Here is an 18,563-nt window from a genome sequence, read left to right on the forward strand (position 1 = left end):
TGTAGAAGCGGTCAAATCGATTGAATTACGTGTGGAGAACCCGTTCATGGCCGGCGGCAAATGCCTAGCATTGATTGCGCATGACCAGAAGAAGAACGAGATGGCGGAGTTTGCCCGCCGCAACAGAGACCACCTCGCCCAATGGAAAATCGTCGCCACCGGCACGACCGGCGGGCGGGTGCTCGACGCAGTTCCCGACCTTCACGTGATCAGGCTGAAGAGCGGCCCGCTCGGCGGCGACCAGCAGATCGGCGCACTGATCTCCACCGGCGAGGTCAGCGCCCTGATCTTCTTCGTGGACCCGCTGACGCCGATGCCGCATGATGTCGATGTGAAGGCGCTGATGCGGCTTGCGATCGTCTACGACATTCCGATGGCGCTGAACGAGTCGACAGCCGAAAAGCTTCTCCCTACCCTCAACGCCTGATTTCTCGGGCTACAGCACGGAACCGGCCATGACTGCATCCTCTACTCCCTTGCCCTTTCCGATCCTGATCGGCGACATCGGTGGCACGAATGCCCGCTTCTCCATCCTGACGGATGCCTATGCGGAGCCGAAGCAGTTTCCCAATGTGCGCACGGCCGATTACGAGACGATCGACGAGGCGATCCAGAAGGGTGTGCTCGACAAGACTTCCGTACAGCCGCGCGCTGCGATCCTTGCCGTTGCCGGCCCGATCAAGGCCGATGAAATTCCGCTGACCAACTGCCCCTGGGTGGTGCGCCCGAAAAGGATGATCGAGGGTCTCGGCCTCGTCGACGTGCTCGTCGTCAACGACTTTGAAGCGCAAGCGCTGGCGATCGCAGCCCTTTCCGACGACAATCGCGAGCGCATCGGCAACGCTTCCGGTGACATGGTGGCCTCCCGCGTCGTTCTCGGACCCGGCACCGGCCTCGGCGTTGGTGGCCTGGTCCATACCCAGTCGACCTGGATTCCGGTTCCGGGCGAAGGCGGGCATGTCGACCTTGGGCCGCGCAGCAAGCGCGACTATGAGATCTTCCCGCATGTCGAAACCATCGAGGGCCGCATTTCCGCCGAACAGATCCTCTGCGGCCGCGGCATCGTCAACCTTTACCGCGCCATCTGCGCGGCCGACGGCGCCACGCCAACCATGAGCGACCCGGCGGACATCACGTCGCATGCGCTCGTCGGCAGCGACAAGGCCGCGGTCGAAACCGTCTCGCTGTTTGCCACCTATCTCGGCCGCGTGGCGGGCGACATGGCGCTGGTGTTCATGGCCCGCGGTGGCGTCTATCTCTCGGGCGGCATCTCGCAGAAGATCCTTCCGGCACTGAAAAAGCCTGAATTCCGGGCCGCATTCGAAGACAAGGCGCCGCATTCGGCCCTGCTGCGCACGATCCCGACCTATGTCGTGACGCATCCGCTGGCTGCTCTTGCCGGGCTTTCCTCCTATGCACGCATGCCCGCAAACTTCGGCCTTTCGACGGATGGACGGCGCTGGCGGGCCTGAGTCAGCTAGCCAAAGCTCCTTCAACTCTTTATAGAGCCCGCGCATATGCGTGCCGCGCCTGTGGCACGCAGCCCCGAGACAGGAAGCCTATTTTTTGGAAGCCGCCGACAGCAGAAAGCCACACGTCAACAGCGATACCGTGACGGGCATCCTGAAGCGCATCATTGCGGAAAACGGCCGGGACCATCTCTGGGGCTATGTCTTCGCGATCTCCTGCCTTGTTATTGTAGCGCTTTCGACGGCGTTCACGGCCTGGATCATGCGGGCGATCATCGACGAGGCTTTCGCCAACCGGCGCGCCGACGTCGTCTGGATCATCTGTCTTTCCATTTTCATCGCCTTCATGCTGCGCGGTTTTGCGAGCTACGGACAGGGCGTTGCCCTTTCAAGGATCGGCAACGATATCGTCGCGCGCTATCAGCGACGGATCTATTCGCACCTGATGACGCTCTCCGTCGGCTACTTCAACGAGTCTCGCTCCGCCCAGATCGCGGCTCAGGTGAGCCAGAACGTTACCGGTATCCGCGACGTATTGAACCTCACCATCACGTCGACCGTGCGCGATCTCCTGACCTTCGTCTCGCTGATCGGCGTCATGGTCGTTCAGGATCCGCTGCTGAGCCTTGCCGTCTTCATTCTGGCGCCGCCTCTGCTTTATGCGCTGCGCTACGTTTCCAAGCGGCTGCGCTCTGCCACCCGCGAGGCCGTCGACCTCAACAGTCACGTTCTCGGCGCCATGCAGGAGACGATCCAGGGCATTTCGATCGTGAAAGCCTTCACGATGGAAGAGGCGCTGGAGAACAAGGTCAACAAGCTTATCGGCGCTGCCGAAGGCCGAGCGAACCGCATTGCGCGGCTTTCCGAGCGCACCTCGCCGCTGACGGAAAGCTTTGCCGGCTTTGCCGTGGCGAGCGTGCTTGCCTATGCCGCCTATCGCTCGATCTATCAGGGCGTGCCACCGGGCGCCTTCTTCTCCTTCGTCACGGCGCTGCTGCTCGCTTACGATCCGGCCCGACGCCTTGCCCGCCTGCAGGTGCAGATGGAGCGCGCCGTCGTCAACGCCCGGATGATCTACGAGCTGCTCGACATGGAACCGCGCCAGCGTGACCTGCCGGATGCCAAGCCGCTTGTTGTCACCGAAGCGAAGATCGAATTCCGCAACGTCTCCTTCGCCTATGGCAATGAACGCGTGCTTGACGGCGTGACGCTGACGGCCGAAGGCGGCAAGACGACGGCGCTCGTCGGTCCTTCGGGCGCCGGTAAATCTACCGTCATCAGCCTCATTCCGCGCTTCTACGATCCGAAGGAAGGCGAGATCCTGATCGACGGACAGGATATCGCCCATATCACCAAACAGTCGCTGCGCCGGCAGCTCGCCTATGTCTCGCAGCAGCCCTACCTCTTCGAAGGCACGATCCGCGACAATATCCGTTACGGCCGTCCGGACGCGACGGACGAAGATATCGAGAAGGCGGCGCGGCTTGCCTATGCGCATGATTTCATCGTCGCGCAGCCGCAGGGCTACGATACGCCCGTCGGTGAAAACGGCGTGACGCTGTCAGGCGGCCAGCGCCAGCGGCTGTCGATCGCCCGCGCTCTGGTGCGCAATGCACCGATCCTGCTGCTCGACGAGGCGACCTCGGCGCTCGATACGGAATCGGAAGCCGCCGTACAGAAGGCGCTCGACGAGGCCATGACCGGCCGCACGGTCGTCGTCATCGCCCATCGTCTCTCGACCGTGGTGCGTGCCGACAAGATCATCGTGATGCAGCAGGGCCGCGTCGTCGAAGAAGGCAATCACGAGACGCTTGCGAAGGTCAGTGACGGTCTTTACGCTCGCCTCAACAATCTGCAGAGGCCTTCGGCTTCTGATTCATACTGATCGGGATGATGAACTGACATGAGCGACGCTGCGATGAAACTGGTGGTGGTCGGAGCGGCGGGGCGCATGGGACAGACGCTCATCCGTCTCATTCATTCCATCGATGGCGTGACGCTGCATGCAGCGATCGAGCGTCCCGGCTCGCCTTTCGTCGGCAAGGATGCCGGTGAGATCTCCGGGCTCGGCGCAAACGGCATCATCATCGGTGACGATCCGCTGGCAGCGTTCCTGCATGCCGAGGGCGTGCTGGACTTCACCTCGCCAGCCGGCACGGTGGAATTTGCCGGTCTGGCGGCGCAGGCGCGCATCGTCCATGTCGTCGGCACGACGGGCTGCTCCGATGAGGACAATGCCAAAATCGCGGCTGCCGCGCGTCATGCCCGTGTGGTCAAATCAGGCAATATGAGCCTCGGCGTCAACCTGCTCAGCGTTCTCGTGCAGCAGGCAGCTCAGGCGCTCGATCCCGCCGACTGGGATATCGAAATTCTTGAAATGCATCACAAACGCAAGGTCGACGCACCCTCGGGCACGGCGCTGCTTTTCGGTGAGGCAGCCGCAAAGGGCCGCAATATCGATCTTGCCGCGAAGTCCGTACGCGTACGCGACGGCCATACCGGACCGCGGGAAGCCGGCACCATCGGCTTTGCGACGCTGCGCGGCGGCTCGGTCATCGGCGAGCATTCCGTGCTCTTTGCCGGCGAAGGCGAGACCGTCACGCTTTCGCACAGCGCAACCGACCGTTCGATCTTCGCGCGTGGCGCCATCAAGGCAGCCCTTTGGGCGCGCGACAAGAAGCCGGGGCTCTATTCCATGCTCGATGTTCTCGGGCTTTCTTCCCATTGACCATTTCTCGGAGGCATTTTTCATGAGCGGTACCCTCGTCCTCGTTCGCCACGGCCAGAGCGACTGGAATCTCAAGAATCTCTTCACCGGCTGGAAGGACCCCGATCTGACCGAACTCGGCATCCAGGAAGCCACGACCGGCGGCCAGGCGCTTGCCGACTACGGGATCAAGTTCGATATTGCCTTCACCTCCGCACTGGTGCGCGCGCAGCACACGCTGAAGCTCGTCCTCGACAAGGTCGGCCAGCCGGACCTGCAGACGATCCGCGACCAGGCGCTCAACGAACGCGACTACGGCGATCTTTCCGGTCTCAACAAGGACGATGCCCGCGCCAAGTGGGGCGAAGAGCAGGTGCATGTCTGGCGCCGCTCCTATGACGTTCCGCCTCCGGGCGGCGAGAGCCTGCGCGACACCGGCGCCCGCGTCTGGCCTTATTACCTGACGGAAATCCTTCCGCGCGTCCTGCGCGGCGAAAAGGTGCTGGTTGCCGCGCACGGCAATTCGCTGCGTTCGCTCGTCATGGTTCTCGACCGCCTCACCCGCGAGCAGGTTCTTTCGCTGAATCTCGCGACGGGCGTGCCCATGGTCTACAAGCTGAAGGCAGATTCGACCGTCGCTTCCAAGGAAGTGCTCGGCGACATGTCCGGCGCGCACTGATTGCGATCATAGCTAAAGTAGCAGAGGCCGGGCGTGAGAGTCCCAGCCCCTAACTTAAATGCGGAATACTTCCTGTCGCGAAACTCCGACCTTTGCGTCCGATATTGGCGACAGGATTTCCCGTTAGATTTCAGAGTCGGTTGTATGTCGCGGAAGTTAGGAATTACGCAACACGACAGCTACAGCCTCACCTTGTGGGAAGCTGATAACCTCCTCTGGTAAAGGCCAGTCCGCTAAAGTTTCCGGCTCGTCCTCCCCATCGATAGTGACGGTCCTGAGCCGTGAAACGAGATGGTCTAGCGTCGCTCTCGCCTGGTGCGGCAACTCGGTTGAAACGGGGGAGAGGTCCTTTGATAGACCCCAGTAATCCCAAGGTTTCAGTTCCAGCTTACGCAGGGCTGCGATTTCCTGAAGCAGGCTTCCCGCGACGAACCACTCCCCGCCAAGGTCGAGGCTCGACACGCCAAATCGGGAGGCGATCTCCGGCTCGTCTTTGATCCGAAACCATGCCTCGCCTGCCGTCAGGAACCGCTCGCGCGGCACGTCCAAGGGATCGAAGGAAACTCCCTCGATAGCTGCAAACTCCACATCGAGCCGTTTCCAACGCACGCCGTCATGCCATTCGCAAAGCCAATGATCTTCCCAATGTCCAGGCACCAGATAGTCGGCAAATCCGACACGGAGGCGAGCCGGGGTGCCGCGCTCACGAAATCTACTAACCGCCAGTATAGCGAAATCCCGGCATACGCCGCCGACCTTGTGCTGTGCGGAATCGCCTTCAAGCAAATTGCGTTTTACAGCGACAGACAGAAGCTCTGCCAATGAACGAAGCTCCAGATCGGCGGCCTGTTCAGGTGTGAAGCCTCGTTCTTCGGACTCAGCCCCGCGAGGGTGCTGCATAAATGAGCTAATCCACCGGGCAATTGACTTGGGCTCGACGCCACCGCGCATCAATGTTTCGCGATACGGCCCAGGTTCCGAGTAGATGCTTTGGGAAGCATAGAAGGATTTGCGCATTGCTGTCTCTTTCCAGTTGAGATTGAGACACGACAAGGAGGGCAAATTTTCAAAAATTGTCAATCAGGCGCTTGTCACAAAAGTCCCGATTAAAGCGACAGTTTTGCAATTGTGTTTTGGGACGTCGCTAAAATGGATATTCCGTGACAGTTGAGTGAGCGGAATGCTTCACGAACATATCTCCAGCAAGATGGCCCACCTGAAACAGCCGCGCCGCAAGCGGACCTGGCATCAACATCCGTTGGGATTCCACATTTCGGTTAGGGGGCTGGGCATGAGCCCGGCCTTTTTCGTTTTCAGTTCTCGATGGTGAACTGGACGCGGTCTGCGGCAAAGCGGCTGATCGAATATTGCACCGGCACGCCTTCCAGATCGGTATTCATCGCCTTGGTGATCAGGAGCACGGCGCCGGGCGTCAGTTCCAGATCGGCGAGGTCGCCGGAATCGGCGTGGGCGGCAGTGATCTCGGTCGTGGCGCGCACATAATCCGAAAGGCCGAGTGCGGCGAAAGCCTTGGTGATGGACTCGGTCTGGCGATAGGTCTCGACGAGGCCAGGAAAGCGCGCTGCCGGAAACCAGCTCGTGCCGCGTGCGACTGGCCGCCTGTCGGCATCGCGCACCGTTTCCAGCCGGATGACCGGCGTACCCTGTTCGATGCGGAGCCAGCGGGCCACCTCGGCATTGGCCGGCTCTTGCGCATGTTCGAGCAGGAGCGAGTGCGTCTCGCGTGCCTGGTCACCCAGACCATCGGTAAAGCGGGTGCGGCGGCTGATCGGAAAATTCAGGCGCTCCTTGCGCTCGATCAGTGTGCCGCGGCCCTGCACCGCGCGCACGATGCCTTCCTGAGCAAGGGCTGCAAGGGCACTGCGCACCGTATGCCTGTTGACGCCGAACTGCAGCGCCAGAGCGGTCTCAGGCGGCACCATGCCCGTTTCGTCATAGGCACCGCTGCTGATCGCCTCGCGGATCCGGTCGGCGATCTGCCGCCAGAGCGCCACGCCCGTCTGCCGCTGCACCTGCTTTATGCCTGCCATTGCACCCCTTCCCTGATCACTTTCGACGCAATTCATCTTCGGGCCCGGCCAATTTTGGACGTGTCGTGTCACACGCTTGTCACCTCGCCGATTTAGGGATAGGTATAGCTTGTATGGTTGTCTATATCAATAGACATTTCGAGGAAAAACGATGACGGCAGCAGAGAAGACAGACGCTGCGGCGCAGGCAGGCAACGGACGCAAACGCACCGTCGATCTGCTCGCCCGCGCCGAGACACAGGAATTGCTGGCGGCGTGGGATGCGCTGGCCGAAAAGCCGGCGGCACAGTCGGTGCGCGGCCCGGAGACCGGCCTCGTCATGGTTCGCGGCCGTATCGGCGGCGGCGGTGCGCCCTTCAATCTCGGCGAAGTGACGGTGACGCGCGCAACGGTGCGCCTTGCCTCCGGCTCGGTCGGCCATGCGCAGGCGCTCGGCACTGACCGCGAGAAGGCGCGGCTTTCCGCCATATTCGATGCGCTCTGGCAGGAAGAGGCGACCAAAGGCTTCGTCGAGGAAAAATTGCTTTCGCCGATCGCCCGGCGGATCGCCGAAGACAACAATCGCAAGGCTGAAGAAACGTCCGCGACCCGTGTCGACTTCTTCACCATGGTCCGGGGAGAAGACTGATGGGCATCAAGACCGACGTCCTGACCGGTGGCTTTACTGAGCCGGTTTTCAACGCGCAGAGCGTGTTCAAGATGCTGATGGACGGCATGGCACGGCCCGGCACGATCCAGTCCGTCACGCCCGATGTTATGCCGCCCGCACCGCTCGGCATCGCCGCCAGCGCAATCGGCCTGACGCTCTGCGACCATGACACGCCGGTCTGGCTTTCCGCCGGGCTCGCCAAGTCGGCAGTCCCGGAATGGCTGGGCTTCCATGCGGGTGCGCCGCTGACCACCGAAAAGGCCGAAGCGCGCTTCGCCTTCGTTGAAGCCGGCATCACGCTTTCCACCTTCGGCCTGTTTGCATCAGGCACGCAGGAATACCCTGATCGTTCCACGACCGTCGTGATCGAACTTGCCGACCTCGAAGGCGGGCGCCGTCTCGCTTTGATGGGGCCGGGTATCCAGAGCGTGACCGAGATCGCGCCTGTCGGCCTGCCGGAGACCTTCCTGCGCCTCTGGACGGAAAACCGCGCACTCTTTCCGCGCGGCGTCGACATCGTGCTGACGGCGGGCAAGCGTTTCCTCTGCCTGCCGCGTACCACCAAGATCACAGCAACGGAGATCTGAGCTCATGTATGTTGCCGTCAAGGGTGGCGAGGCCGCCATCGCCAATGCCCACCGCCTGCTCGCCGACCGCCGGCGCGGCGACCGCTCCGTGCCTGCCATCGGCATCGAGCAGATCGTCGAACAGCTGGCGCTCGCCGTCGACCGCGTCATGGCCGAAGCTTCGCTCTATGACCGGACGCTTGCCGCACTTGCCGTGCGCCAGTCGCGCGGCGACATGATCGAAGCGATCTTCCTGCTGCGCGCCTATCGCACGACACTGCCGCGCTTCGGCTATTCCAGGCCGCTCGATACGGCCGGCATGCAGATCGAGCGCCGCATCTCCGCCACCTACAAGGATCTCCCGGGCGGACAGCTTCTCGGCCCGACCTTCGACTATACGCACCGCCTGCTCGACCCGAGCCTGCTGACGGACGAGGCGGTGGAAGAGCCTGCCCAGCGTCCGGCCGAGACCGGCCGCGTCATGCGCGTCTCCGAAATCCTCGGCCAGGAAGGCCTGATCGAAAATGACGGCGAACTGCCCGAGGATCACGAGACAGGCGACCTGACGCGCGAACCGATGGAATTTCCGATGACCAGGGATCTTCGCCTGCAGGCGCTTGCCCGCGGCGACGAGGGCTTCCTTCTGGCACTCGGCTATTCCACCCAGCGCGGCTATGGCCGCAACCACCCCTTCACCGGGGAAATCCGCATCGGCGAGGTCGAGGTGGAATTCGACGTGCCGGAGCTCGGCTTCGCCGTTTCGCTCGGCACGATCCAGCTCACAGAATGCCAGATGGTCAACCAGTTCAAGGGTTCGGCCAAGGCTCCGCCGCAGTTCACCCGCGGCTACGGCCTCGTCTTCGGCCAGAGCGAGCGCAAGGCGATGGCCATGTCGCTGGTGGATCGCGCATTGCGCGCCGAAGAGCTTGGCGAGGACATCACCGCGCCGGCGCAGGACGAGGAATTCGTCATTTCCCATTCCGACAACGTGCAGGCGACCGGTTTCGTCGAGCACCTGAAGCTTCCGCACTACGTGGACTTCCAGGCCGAACTCGACCTCGTCCGCCGCATGCGCCGCGAATTCGAAGCCGCCCGCAACAGCGGCGAGACCCAAAAGGAGGCCGCCGAATGAGTGATCTCGCCACCTACAATTTCGCCTATCTCGACGAACAGACCAAACGCATGATCCGTCGCGCCATCCTGAAGGCGATCGCCATCCCCGGCTATCAGGTACCCTTTGCCAGCCGAGAAATGCCGATGCCCTACGGCTGGGGTACGGGCGGCGTACAGGTGACGGCCTCGATCATCGGACCTGACGACGTTCTCAAGGTCATCGACCAGGGTGCCGACGACACGACGAACGCCGTCTCCATCCGCGCGTTCTTCCAGAAGGTCGCCAATGTCGCCGTGACCACCCACACCAAGGACGCGACGATCATCCAGACGCGCCACCGCATCCCCGAGGAGAAACTCGGCGAAGGCCAGGTGCTCGTCTACCAGGTGCCGATCCCGGAACCGCTGCGTTTCCTCGAACCGCGCGAGACCGAAACGCGCAAGATGCATGCGCTGGAAGAATACGGCCTCATGCATGTGAAGCTCTATGAGGATATCGCCCGCAACGGCCGCATCGCCACGACCTATGCCTATCCGGTGAAGGTCAATGGCCGCTACGTCATGGATCCCTCGCCGACCCCGAAATTCGACAATCCGAAAATGCACAAGTCCGAGGCACTGCAGCTCTTCGGCGCCGGCCGTGAAAAGCGCATCTATGCCGTGCCGCCCTATACAGACGTCGTCAGCCTGGACTTCGAAGACCATCCTTTCGAGATCCAGCGCTTCGGCAAGCCCTGCGCGCTCTGCGGCGCCGAGGACGTCTATCTCGACGAGGTGATCCTCGACGACAAGGGCGGGCGCATGTTCGTCTGCTCCGACACCGACCATTGCGAAGACCGCCGGGCACACGGACATGCCGGCGAGATGCTGGCCCGGGAGGCTGCCGAATGACCGACACACCGCTTCTCAAAGTCAACGACCTCTCGAAGTTCTACGGCAACCGCATCGGCTGCCGCAACGTCTCCTTCGAGCTCTGGCCCGGCGAAGTGCTCGCCATCGTCGGTGAATCCGGCTCGGGCAAGACGACGCTACTCAACTGCATCTCCACCCGGCTGATGCCGACGACCGGCAGTGTCGAGTACCACATGCGCGACGGCAGCTACCGCGACCTCTACCACATGAACGAGGCCGAGCGCCGCTTCCTGATGCGCACGGACTGGGGCTTCGTGCACCAGAACCCGGCCGACGGGCTGCGCATGACGGTCTCTGCCGGCGCCAATGTCGGCGAGCGCCTGATGGCGGTCGGCGACCGGCACTACGGCAAGATCCGCTCCACCGCCATCGACTGGCTGGAGCGCGTCGAGATCGATGCCGACCGCATCGACGACCAGCCGCGCGCCTTCTCCGGCGGCATGCGCCAGCGTCTGCAGATCGCCCGCAACCTCGTCACCGGCCCGCGCCTCGTCTTCATGGACGAGCCGACCGGCGGCCTCGACGTCTCGGTGCAGGCACGCCTTCTCGATCTGGTGCGCGGCCTCGTCAACGATCTCGGCCTCTCGGCCATCATCGTCACCCACGACCTCGCCGTCGCCCGCCTTCTTTCCCATCGCATGATGGTGATGAAGGACGGCTTCGTCATCGAGCACGGCCTGACCGACCGTGTGCTGGACGACCCGCGCGAGCCCTATACCCAGCTCCTCGTTTCCTCGATCCTGCAGGTTTAAGAACCATGGCAACGCCCCTCGTCGTTTCAGAAGTCGCCAAGAGCTTCATCATGCACCTGCGCGACGGCATCAAGCTGCCTGTTGTCTCCGATGTCTCCTTCTCGGTCGCATCGGGCGAATGCGTCGTGCTCGGTGGCCCCTCGGGCATCGGCAAAAGCTCGCTGCTCAAGATGATCTACGGCAATTATGCCGTCGATACCGGACAGATCCTCATCGACCACAAGGGCAGGATCGTCGATCTTGCCACAGCCGATCCGCGCACCATTCTCGATGTGCGGCGCCAGACACTCGGCTATGTCAGCCAGTTCCTGCGCACCGTGCCGCGTGTTGCGGCACTCGACGTCGTCGCCGAACCCTTGCTCGCACGCGGTGAGGCTGCCGCCAGCGCCAGACAAAAGGCTGCCGCGCTGCTCGAAAAGCTCAACCTGCCGGAAGCGCTCTGGCAGTTGCCGCCCGCCACCTTCTCGGGCGGCGAACAGCAGCGCGTCAATATTGCCCGCGGCTTCATCACCGATCACACGATCCTGCTACTCGACGAGCCGACCGCCTCGCTCGACGCGAAGAACCGCGCCGTCGTCGTCGGCATGATCGAGGAAAAGAAGAAGGCGGGTGTCGCGCTGCTCGGCATCTTCCACGATGAGGAAGTGCGCGAGGCCGCCGCCGACCGCATTCTCGACGTTCAGCAGTTCTCTCCCCGAAAGGCGATCGCAGCATGAGCCGCAAGCTGGGCATCGAGCCCTACTTCCATGAAACCGCCTCCGTCTCCAATTCGAGCTTCGGCCGCTATACGGAAGTGTCCGAGCGTTGCCGCATCAGCGAGGCGGAATTCGGCGACTATTCCTACATCATGCAGGACGGCTCCATCTGGTGCGCGACGATCGGCAAATTCGTCAACATCGCCGCTGCGGTGCGCATCAATGCGACCAACCATCCGACCTGGCGCGCGACGCTGCATCACTTCACCTATCGCGCCGTCGACTACTGGCCGGATGCCGATATGGAGGCGGAATTCTTCGAGTGGCGCCGTTCCAACCGTGTCACCATCGGCAATGATGTCTGGATCGGCCACGGCGCGACGATCCTGCCCGGCGTGACCGTTGGCAACGGAGCCGTCATCGGTGCGGGCGCAGTCGTTTCGAAGGATGTCGCTCCCTACACGATCGTCGGCGGTGTGCCGGCCAAGCTCATCCGCGAACGCTTCCCGAAGGAAATCGGCGAGCGCATGGATCGGCTTGCCTGGTGGGACTGGGAACACGACCGGCTGCGCGATGCACTGGCTGATTTCCGGGCACTTGGGGCTGAAGACTTCCTCTCCCGATATGGCGGTTGACCTGAATATTGCGGCGCAGAGTTTTGTGACAGGACTTACACAAAACTGACACGCGAGGTTCACGAAGCGGGACTAATGCGATCCCATAAGCAAGCCTGAAATGCGAAGGATGAGCATGATGTTCGAGCTGAAGAATGTCACACGCCGGTTCGGAAAAAAGCTCGCTGTCGATTCCGTAACGCTGGACATTCCGCAGGGCCAAATGGTCGGGATCATCGGTCGTTCGGGCGCCGGCAAGTCCACCCTGCTCCGCATGATCAACCGCCTGCAGGAGCCCTCCTCCGGCACCATCCATTTCGGCGGCCTCGAGGTCTCCGGCCTTCGCGGTCAGGCCCTGCGCAGCTGGCAGCGCGATTGCGCGATGATCTTCCAGCAGTTCAACCTCGTGCCGCGCCTCGACGTGCTCACCAACGTCATGCTCGGCCGGCTGAACCATCGCTCGACGATCCTTAGCCTGCTCAACGTCTTCAGCCGTGAAGAGCGCATCCAGGCCATCGCGGCGCTCGAGCGCCTCGGCATCGAGCAGACGGCGCTGCAGGCCGCCGGCACGCTTTCGGGCGGTCAGCAGCAGCGTGTGGCGATTGCCCGCGCTCTGATGCAGAACCCGAAGATGGTTCTCGCCGACGAGCCGATCGCCTCGCTCGACCCGCTGAACGCCAAGATCGTCATGGACGCGTTGCGCGATATCAACGAGCGCGAAGGCATCACCGTCATCACCAACCTGCACACGCTCGATACGGCCCGCAACTACTGCGAACGCATCGTCGGCATGGCAGGTGGCCGCGTCGTATTCGACGGCAAGCCCTCCGAACTGACGACCGAGGCCGTGAAGGAAATCTACGGCACGGACAAGGATGGCGCGGGCATCGACGAAACGATGACCTCGACCGCCATCAACATGGTTCCGGAAGGAGCCGAAAACCAATCCGCCGGCAACCAACCGCTGGCGCTGGCCGGTCTGTGAGAGGGACGGCCGCGATCGAATGCCCGCGTAAAGGGCAGATTTCTTCGTAACAAAACGACCGGGTCCCCGGTCATTCAGGAGAGAACCCATGTTGAAGAAAGCACTTTTTGCGGCTACGGCGATCCTGTCGCTCGCAGCCGGCGCTGCCAATGCCGCTGACCTCAAGGAATTCCGCGTCGGCATCCTCGGCGGCGAAAACGAAACCGACCGCCTGCGCAACTACGCCTGCCTTGCAGACCACCTGAAGCAGGAATTCGGCTTCGAGAAGGTTTCGCTCTTCCCGGCCGCCGACTATGACGGCGTTATCCAGGGCCTCCTCGGCGGCACGCTCGACTTCGCCGAACTCGGCGCTTCCGGCTACGCATCCGTTTACATCAAGGACCCGAAGGCTGTTACGCCGATCCTGACGACGCAGCAGAAGGACGGCTCCACTGGTTACTACTCGATCGGTCTCGCTCTGAAGTCCTCCGGCATCAAGACGATCAAGGACGCCAAGGGCAAGAAGCTCGGCTACGCCGATCCGGACTCCACCTCGGGCTACCTCGTTCCGCTGACGCAGATCCCGAAGGACACCGGCATGCCGAACGACAAGTTCTTTGCTTCCACGCAGTTCAGCGGCGGTCATGAGAACAACCTGCTCGCTGCCTACGACGGCAAGGTCGACGTTGCCGTTGACGACTCGTCGGGCATCGGCGACTTCAAGGACGGTTACACCTCCGGCACCTTCCGCAAGGAAGTCGACAAGGGCGCCGTCGACCCGAACAAGCTGGTCGAAGTATGGCGTTCGCCGCTGATCCCGAACGGCCCGCTCGTCGTTCGCAACGCTCTCGGCGAAGAGTGGCAGAAGAAGCTCACCGCCTTCTTCACGGCCCTGCCGGAGAAGGATCACAAGTGCTTCGCAGCTATCGAAGGCGGCGACTACAAGGGCTACGCCCCGGTCAAGCACGACTTCTACAACGCTGTTGTAGAAGTTCGTAAGGCTGCTATCGGCGGCTGATTGCACAATCCGTATACAGGGCGGCCGGCAACGGCCGCCCCTTTTCTTGTGACCAGGCGAGGCGTTCATGACTATTGCCGATACACAGCATCATGTGCCGATGCAGAGCACGAAGGAAATCGCCACAGCCTGGGACAGGATGATCGCGAGGCGGCGTTTATATACCGCGCTTGGTCTGGTGATCCTCATCGCCGCCTTCGTCAGCTCCGTGCGCTTTGCCGACGAGAGCAATGCCGGTCACTTCTTCGAGCGCCTGCCGCATCTCTTCGATTTCCTGAGCTGGCTTATCCCAAAAGACTGGACCGATGTCTGGCGCGCGCTTTTCGATATTGCGAGCCCGAATGACAAGGGTGGCGAAGAATTCAATTTCGCCAACGGGCGTGTCTATGTCTGGGGCAGTTTCTATATCCCCGAATATTTCGAGCTGATGATCGTCACGATCAATATCGCGCTTGTCTCGACCATCATCGCCTTCGTCTTCGCCGTTCCGCTAAGCTTCTTTGCGGCGCGCAATCTGACGAAGAACTGGCCGTTGCGCATCCTCACCAAGCGCATCATGGAATTCCTGCGCGCCTTCCCGGAGATCGTTATCGCCGGCCTGTTTTCGGCGATCCTGTCGATCGGACCGGTGGCGGCCATCATCGCGATCACGCTCCATACGATCGGCGCGCTCGGCAAGCTCTTCTACGAAGTCGCCGAAAACATCGACATGAAACCGGACGAAGGCATGCGGGCCGTCGGCGCGAACTGGCTGGAGCGCGTGCGTTTCGCCGCTCTGCCGCAGGTCATGCCGAACTACGCGTCCTATGCGCTGCTGCGCCTCGAGATCAACGTGCGCGCATCGACCATCATCGGCGCCGTCGGCGGCGGCGGTATCGGCGAAGAGCTCAAGCTCTCCATTTCCCGCGGCTTCGGGGCGAAGACCGTGGCGCTCGTGCTGCTGCTCTTCGTGACGATCGTCGCGGTCGACCAGTTCTCCGCCTGGCTGCGCCGCCGTCTCGTCGGCGAACACGCCTTCCTCCTGCAACATTGAGGCTGCCATGACGGTCATCGACGCAAACCGCATGCATGAGATCGAAACGCGCTATCCGGAATATTTCCACCGGTCATTCCGCCAGCGTTTCGGCGGTCTCCTCATTGTGCTCGCCACGATCCTCTACGGCATCTATGCCGTCTGGTTCTTCGACCTGCCGAAGCTCATCGCCGAAGCTCATTGGGAGCGCTTCGGCATCTATATGAGCCAGTGGATCAGCTATGACGTGCAGCCGGAATTCCGTATCCAGGACGATGGGACGATCCAGACGCGCTATCCGCGCTTCTCGCCGCTCGGCGACAATCCGCATCCGGATTGGCTGAAAACCAACACCGATGGCAGCATCACGGTTCTCGTCGGCGGCAGCGGCCGCACGGTGACGGTCAGCAAGAGCCAGACGACGATCGTTGCCCATGGCATGACGGTGCCGGTCGATGTTTCCAGCGGCGCGCCGAAAGTCGTTGGTCCGGTTCCGAGCTGGATGACGGTCTATGACGATAACGTGCTCGCCAATCTCGGTTTTGCCGGGGATGTCAGCATTTCCGTCGACCGTGTGAAGGTGCGCAAGCGATTTATCGGCTGGGCGAACTTCGTGTTCGATACGCAGTCGCCCTTCTTCGACAAGCCGGCAAGCGAGGTCATCAGTCTCATCGTCTCCGGCCCGCGGATCCACACCGATCAGTCGAACCTGTCGCTCGCTTTCGACAATATCTGGAACAACAGCGAATGGCAGCATGGCGATGTCTGGACCAAGCTGTTCCAGACGATCGTGATGGCCTTCCTCGGCACGCTGCTGGGCTCGCTTGCGGCCTTCCCGCTCGCTTTCATGGCAGCGCGTAACATCACGCCCAACAGGTTCCTCAATCAAGCCCTGAAGCGGTTCTTCGACTTCCTTCGCTCGGTCGACATGCTGATCTGGGCACTTTTTCTGACGCGCGCCTTCGGTCCCGGCCCGCTCGCCGGTTCCGGCGCCATCTTCCTCACGGAGACCGGCACGCTCGGCAAACTCTACTCGGAAGGCCTCGAAAACATCGACAACAAACCGCGCGAAGGCGTGAAGTCGACGGGCGCCTCGACCGTACTCGTTCATCGCTACGGCATCATGCCGCAGATCGTCCCCGTCATCGTCAGCCAGACGCTCTATCAGTGGGAATCGAACGTTCGCGGCGCGACGATCATCGGCGCCGTTGGTGCCGGCGGGATCGGCCTCAAGCTCTGGGAAGCCATGCGCACCAATTCCAACTGGGAAAACGTCGCCTACATGGTCATCCTGATCCTGATCGTCGTCTTCCTGTTCGATACAGCATCCAATGCGCTGCGCCATCGCCTGATGGGCACCTAGGCCGGTCACTAAGCCGAAGTAAAGATGATGACGGGCTGCCGTCATCATCATTCTGTCATGGAAATCTTTTAGCCGGAGCGTGCTTGCGGTTCGCCGCCAAATCACTGCACATTGCGCTCCCCATTCGGACGATCTCCAGGATAAACGCCTTGCGCTACGCTCTCTATTTTTCGCCGTCTAAGGATCATTCCCTGACGGATGCGGCCTCTGTCTGGCTCGGCCGCAATGCCTTTACCGGCGAGACCTATCCTGCACCCGAATATGAGACGCTGCCAGCCAGCGAGCAATTCGAACTGACCGCCGATCCCCGCCGCTATGGTTTCCACGCGACGATCAAGGCGCCATTTGAGCTTGCCTCATCCGTGACCGAAAAGGACCTGATGGCGGTCGTCGAAGATTTTGCCGCCAACACGCCGGCCTTTGAAATCCCGGAGCTGGTGCTCGGCCAGCTCGGCCGCTTCTTCGCGCTTGTGCCGGGTTCGCTACACCAACCGCTTCAGGATTTCGCGGCAAAGGTGGTAAAGTCTTTCGAGCCGTTCCGGGCGGCACTCTCCGATGCCGATATTATCAGGCGCAAACCGGAAAGGCTTTCCGAGAGCCAGCGCAATAATCTCATGCGCTGGGGCTATCCATATGTCATGGATGACTTCGGCTTCCACATGACGCTGACCGGCCAGGTGCCGGAAGAGCGCGCGGACGTGATGAAGGCGATCCTGGCGGAGCGTTTCGCAGCTTTCACCGGCAGGCCGCTTCACATTTCCGGCCTTGCCGTCTTTCGCGAGGAGGCGCGCGGCGCGCCTTTCAAAGTCCACACATGGCTGCCTCTTGCTGGCGCCAAAAGCTGAAAGATTTTCTGACATGAGCAAAGAGACCGTTCTTTCAAATGCCCGTATCGTTCTCGAAGACGATATTCTTTCGGGCTCAATCCTGATCCGTGACGGCAAGATCGCTGATATTTCGGAAGGCAGTTCGGTAGCCGGCGAGGATTTCGAGGGCGACTACATCATTCCCGGCCTCGTCGAGCTGCACACGGACCATCTGGAAGGCCACTATTCGCCGCGTCCGGGCATCCGCTGGAACAAGACGGCGGCCATACAGGCCCATGACGCGCAGATCGTCACCTCGGGCATCACCACGGTCTTCGACTGCCTGCGCATGGGTGCTGACGAAGACGGCGGCTTCGAACACGGCGAAATGCGCGAGATGGCCGATGCCATCCAGTCCGCCGAAAAGGAAGGGCGTCTGCGCGCCGAGCATCTCCTCCATCTGCGTTGCGAGGTTTCGGCCGACAACGTGCTGCAGCACTTCGCCGATTTCGAGAATGATCCTTATGTCCGTCTCGTCTCGCTGATGGACCATGCGCCCGGCCAGCGCCAGTTCCAGACGATGGATCAGTACATCTTTTACTATCAGAAGAAGCGCGGTCTTTCCGATGAGGAGTTCGCCCGCTTCTGCGCCAGACGCATCGCCGAGTCCGATCGCAATTCGACGCCAAATCGCGACGCGATCTCCAAGGTCTGCGCCGAACGCGGCATCACCGTCGCAAGCCATGACGATGCCACATCTGCTCATGTCGATGAGGCGATCGAAAACGGCGTTCGCCTTGCCGAGTTCCCGACCAGCATCGACGCGGCCCGGCTGTCGCATGAAAACGGCATGAGCGTGCTGATGGGCGCACCGAACATCGTGCGCGGCAAATCGCACTCCGGCAATATCGCCGCGCGTGATCTGGCGCAGCTCGGCGTTCTCGACGTGCTTTCGTCCGATTATGTACCGCTCAGCCTGCTGCATGCGCCCTTCATTCTTGCCGACGAGGTTGAGGGCATTACTTTGTCGAAGGCAATTGCAATGGTGACGGCAACTCCAGCACGCGCCGTCAGCCTCAACGATCGCGGCCGCATCGCAACCGGCCTGCGTGCCGATCTCGTCCGCGTTCACCGTTCGCATGGCGTGCCGGTGACCCGCTCCGTCTGGCGTGAAGGACGCCGTGTCGCATGAT

General features: G+C 61.8%; 20 protein-coding genes. 18 read left to right on the forward strand and 2 right to left on the reverse strand.

The features are described 5' to 3' along the window. Positions 1-46 precede the first annotated feature (46 nt). The 5 genes from H4W29_RS08595 (at position 47) to H4W29_RS08615 (ending at position 4,855) form a co-directional block, all read left to right on the forward strand. Entirely contained in the window at positions 47-427 is a 381-nt protein-coding gene (locus tag H4W29_RS08595) for a methylglyoxal synthase (protein ID WP_192728555.1), read from the forward strand. 28 nt (positions 428-455) lie between these two features. Next, entirely contained in the window at positions 456-1,472 is a 1,017-nt protein-coding gene (locus H4W29_RS08600; protein ID WP_192728556.1) for a glucokinase, read from the forward strand. Positions 1,473-1,566: 94 nt separating this feature from the next. Next, on the forward strand, positions 1,567-3,354 hold the full coding sequence (locus H4W29_RS08605) for an ABC transporter ATP-binding protein (RefSeq protein WP_192728557.1): 1,788 nt from the start codon (positions 1,567-1,569) through the stop codon (positions 3,352-3,354). Between the two features lie 18 nt (positions 3,355-3,372). Beyond that, on the forward strand, positions 3,373-4,197 hold the full coding sequence (gene dapB / locus H4W29_RS08610; RefSeq protein ID WP_192728558.1) for a 4-hydroxy-tetrahydrodipicolinate reductase: 825 nt from the start codon (positions 3,373-3,375) through the stop codon (positions 4,195-4,197). 22 nt (positions 4,198-4,219) lie between these two features. Then, the gene (locus tag H4W29_RS08615) at positions 4,220-4,855 is read left to right on the forward strand and encodes a 2,3-bisphosphoglycerate-dependent phosphoglycerate mutase (protein WP_192728559.1); all 636 of its coding nucleotides are present in this window, start codon (positions 4,220-4,222) and stop codon (positions 4,853-4,855) included. 156 nt (positions 4,856-5,011) lie between these two features. On the opposite strand, the gene H4W29_RS08620 is transcribed toward H4W29_RS08615, so the two are convergent. Both H4W29_RS08620 and phnF read right to left on the reverse strand, forming a co-directional pair. Beyond that, positions 5,012-5,872: a transglutaminase-like domain-containing protein gene (locus H4W29_RS08620; RefSeq protein ID WP_192728560.1), complete on the reverse strand. Its 861-nt coding sequence runs from the start codon at positions 5,870-5,872 to the stop codon at positions 5,012-5,014. A 296-nt stretch (positions 5,873-6,168) separates the two neighbouring features. Then, positions 6,169-6,906 carry a phosphonate metabolism transcriptional regulator PhnF gene (phnF, locus tag H4W29_RS08625; RefSeq protein ID WP_192728561.1) on the reverse strand — a complete coding sequence of 246 codons (738 nt, stop codon included), beginning with the start codon at positions 6,904-6,906 and terminating at the stop codon, positions 6,169-6,171. Positions 6,907-7,057: 151 nt separating this feature from the next. On the opposite strand from phnF, the gene phnG reads away from it, so the two are divergent. The 13 genes from phnG to H4W29_RS08690 all read left to right on the forward strand — a co-directional run bounded on the left by phnG (position 7,058) and on the right by H4W29_RS08690 (position 18,562). Further along, a complete protein-coding gene (phnG, locus tag H4W29_RS08630; protein ID WP_192728562.1) occupies positions 7,058-7,534 on the forward strand; it encodes a phosphonate C-P lyase system protein PhnG in 477 nt (158 codons plus the stop codon). Next, positions 7,534-8,142: a phosphonate C-P lyase system protein PhnH gene (gene phnH, locus H4W29_RS08635; RefSeq protein WP_192728563.1), complete on the forward strand. Its 609-nt coding sequence runs from the start codon at positions 7,534-7,536 to the stop codon at positions 8,140-8,142. Before phnG ends, phnH begins: the two co-directional genes overlap by 1 nt. A gap of 4 nt (positions 8,143-8,146) precedes the next feature. Further along, the gene (locus H4W29_RS08640) at positions 8,147-9,253 is read left to right on the forward strand and encodes a carbon-phosphorus lyase complex subunit (protein WP_192728564.1); all 1,107 of its coding nucleotides are present in this window, start codon (positions 8,147-8,149) and stop codon (positions 9,251-9,253) included. Then, the gene (locus tag H4W29_RS08645; RefSeq protein WP_192728565.1) at positions 9,250-10,125 is read left to right on the forward strand and encodes an alpha-D-ribose 1-methylphosphonate 5-phosphate C-P-lyase PhnJ; all 876 of its coding nucleotides are present in this window, start codon (positions 9,250-9,252) and stop codon (positions 10,123-10,125) included. Before H4W29_RS08640 ends, H4W29_RS08645 begins: the two co-directional genes overlap by 4 nt. Further along, a complete protein-coding gene (gene phnK / locus H4W29_RS08650; RefSeq protein WP_192728566.1) occupies positions 10,122-10,898 on the forward strand; it encodes a phosphonate C-P lyase system protein PhnK in 777 nt (258 codons plus the stop codon). The genes H4W29_RS08645 and phnK overlap by 4 nt, the downstream gene beginning before the upstream one ends. A 5-nt stretch (positions 10,899-10,903) precedes the next feature. Then, on the forward strand, positions 10,904-11,614 hold the full coding sequence (phnL, locus tag H4W29_RS08655; RefSeq protein ID WP_192728567.1) for a phosphonate C-P lyase system protein PhnL: 711 nt from the start codon (positions 10,904-10,906) through the stop codon (positions 11,612-11,614). After that, complete coding sequence (locus H4W29_RS08660; RefSeq protein WP_192728568.1) at positions 11,611-12,228, forward strand: DapH/DapD/GlmU-related protein; 618 nt, start codon at positions 11,611-11,613, stop codon at positions 12,226-12,228. The genes phnL and H4W29_RS08660 overlap by 4 nt, the downstream gene beginning before the upstream one ends. Positions 12,229-12,346: 118 nt before the next feature. Further along, a complete protein-coding gene (phnC, locus tag H4W29_RS08665; RefSeq protein WP_192730695.1) occupies positions 12,347-13,192 on the forward strand; it encodes a phosphonate ABC transporter ATP-binding protein in 846 nt (281 codons plus the stop codon). An 88-nt stretch (positions 13,193-13,280) separates the two neighbouring features. After that, complete coding sequence (gene phnD, locus H4W29_RS08670) at positions 13,281-14,189, forward strand: phosphonate ABC transporter substrate-binding protein (RefSeq protein ID WP_192728569.1); 909 nt, start codon at positions 13,281-13,283, stop codon at positions 14,187-14,189. Between the two features lie 67 nt (positions 14,190-14,256). After that, entirely contained in the window at positions 14,257-15,222 is a 966-nt protein-coding gene (gene phnE / locus H4W29_RS08675; RefSeq protein ID WP_192728570.1) for a phosphonate ABC transporter, permease protein PhnE, read from the forward strand. A 7-nt stretch (positions 15,223-15,229) separates the two neighbouring features. Continuing rightward, positions 15,230-16,564, forward strand: coding sequence for a phosphonate ABC transporter, permease protein PhnE (gene phnE / locus H4W29_RS08680; RefSeq protein ID WP_192728571.1), 1,335 nt, complete (start codon positions 15,230-15,232; stop codon positions 16,562-16,564). 149 nt (positions 16,565-16,713) lie between these two features. Further along, positions 16,714-17,409: a DUF1045 domain-containing protein gene (locus H4W29_RS08685; RefSeq protein WP_192728572.1), complete on the forward strand. Its 696-nt coding sequence runs from the start codon at positions 16,714-16,716 to the stop codon at positions 17,407-17,409. 13 nt (positions 17,410-17,422) lie between these two features. Continuing rightward, a complete protein-coding gene (locus H4W29_RS08690) occupies positions 17,423-18,562 on the forward strand; it encodes an alpha-D-ribose 1-methylphosphonate 5-triphosphate diphosphatase (RefSeq protein WP_192728573.1) in 1,140 nt (379 codons plus the stop codon). Position 18,563: the final 1 nt, after the last annotated feature.

The organism is Rhizobium viscosum (assembly GCF_014873945.1).
In the GTDB taxonomy this organism is placed as follows: domain Bacteria; phylum Pseudomonadota; class Alphaproteobacteria; order Rhizobiales; family Rhizobiaceae; genus Rhizobium; species Rhizobium viscosum.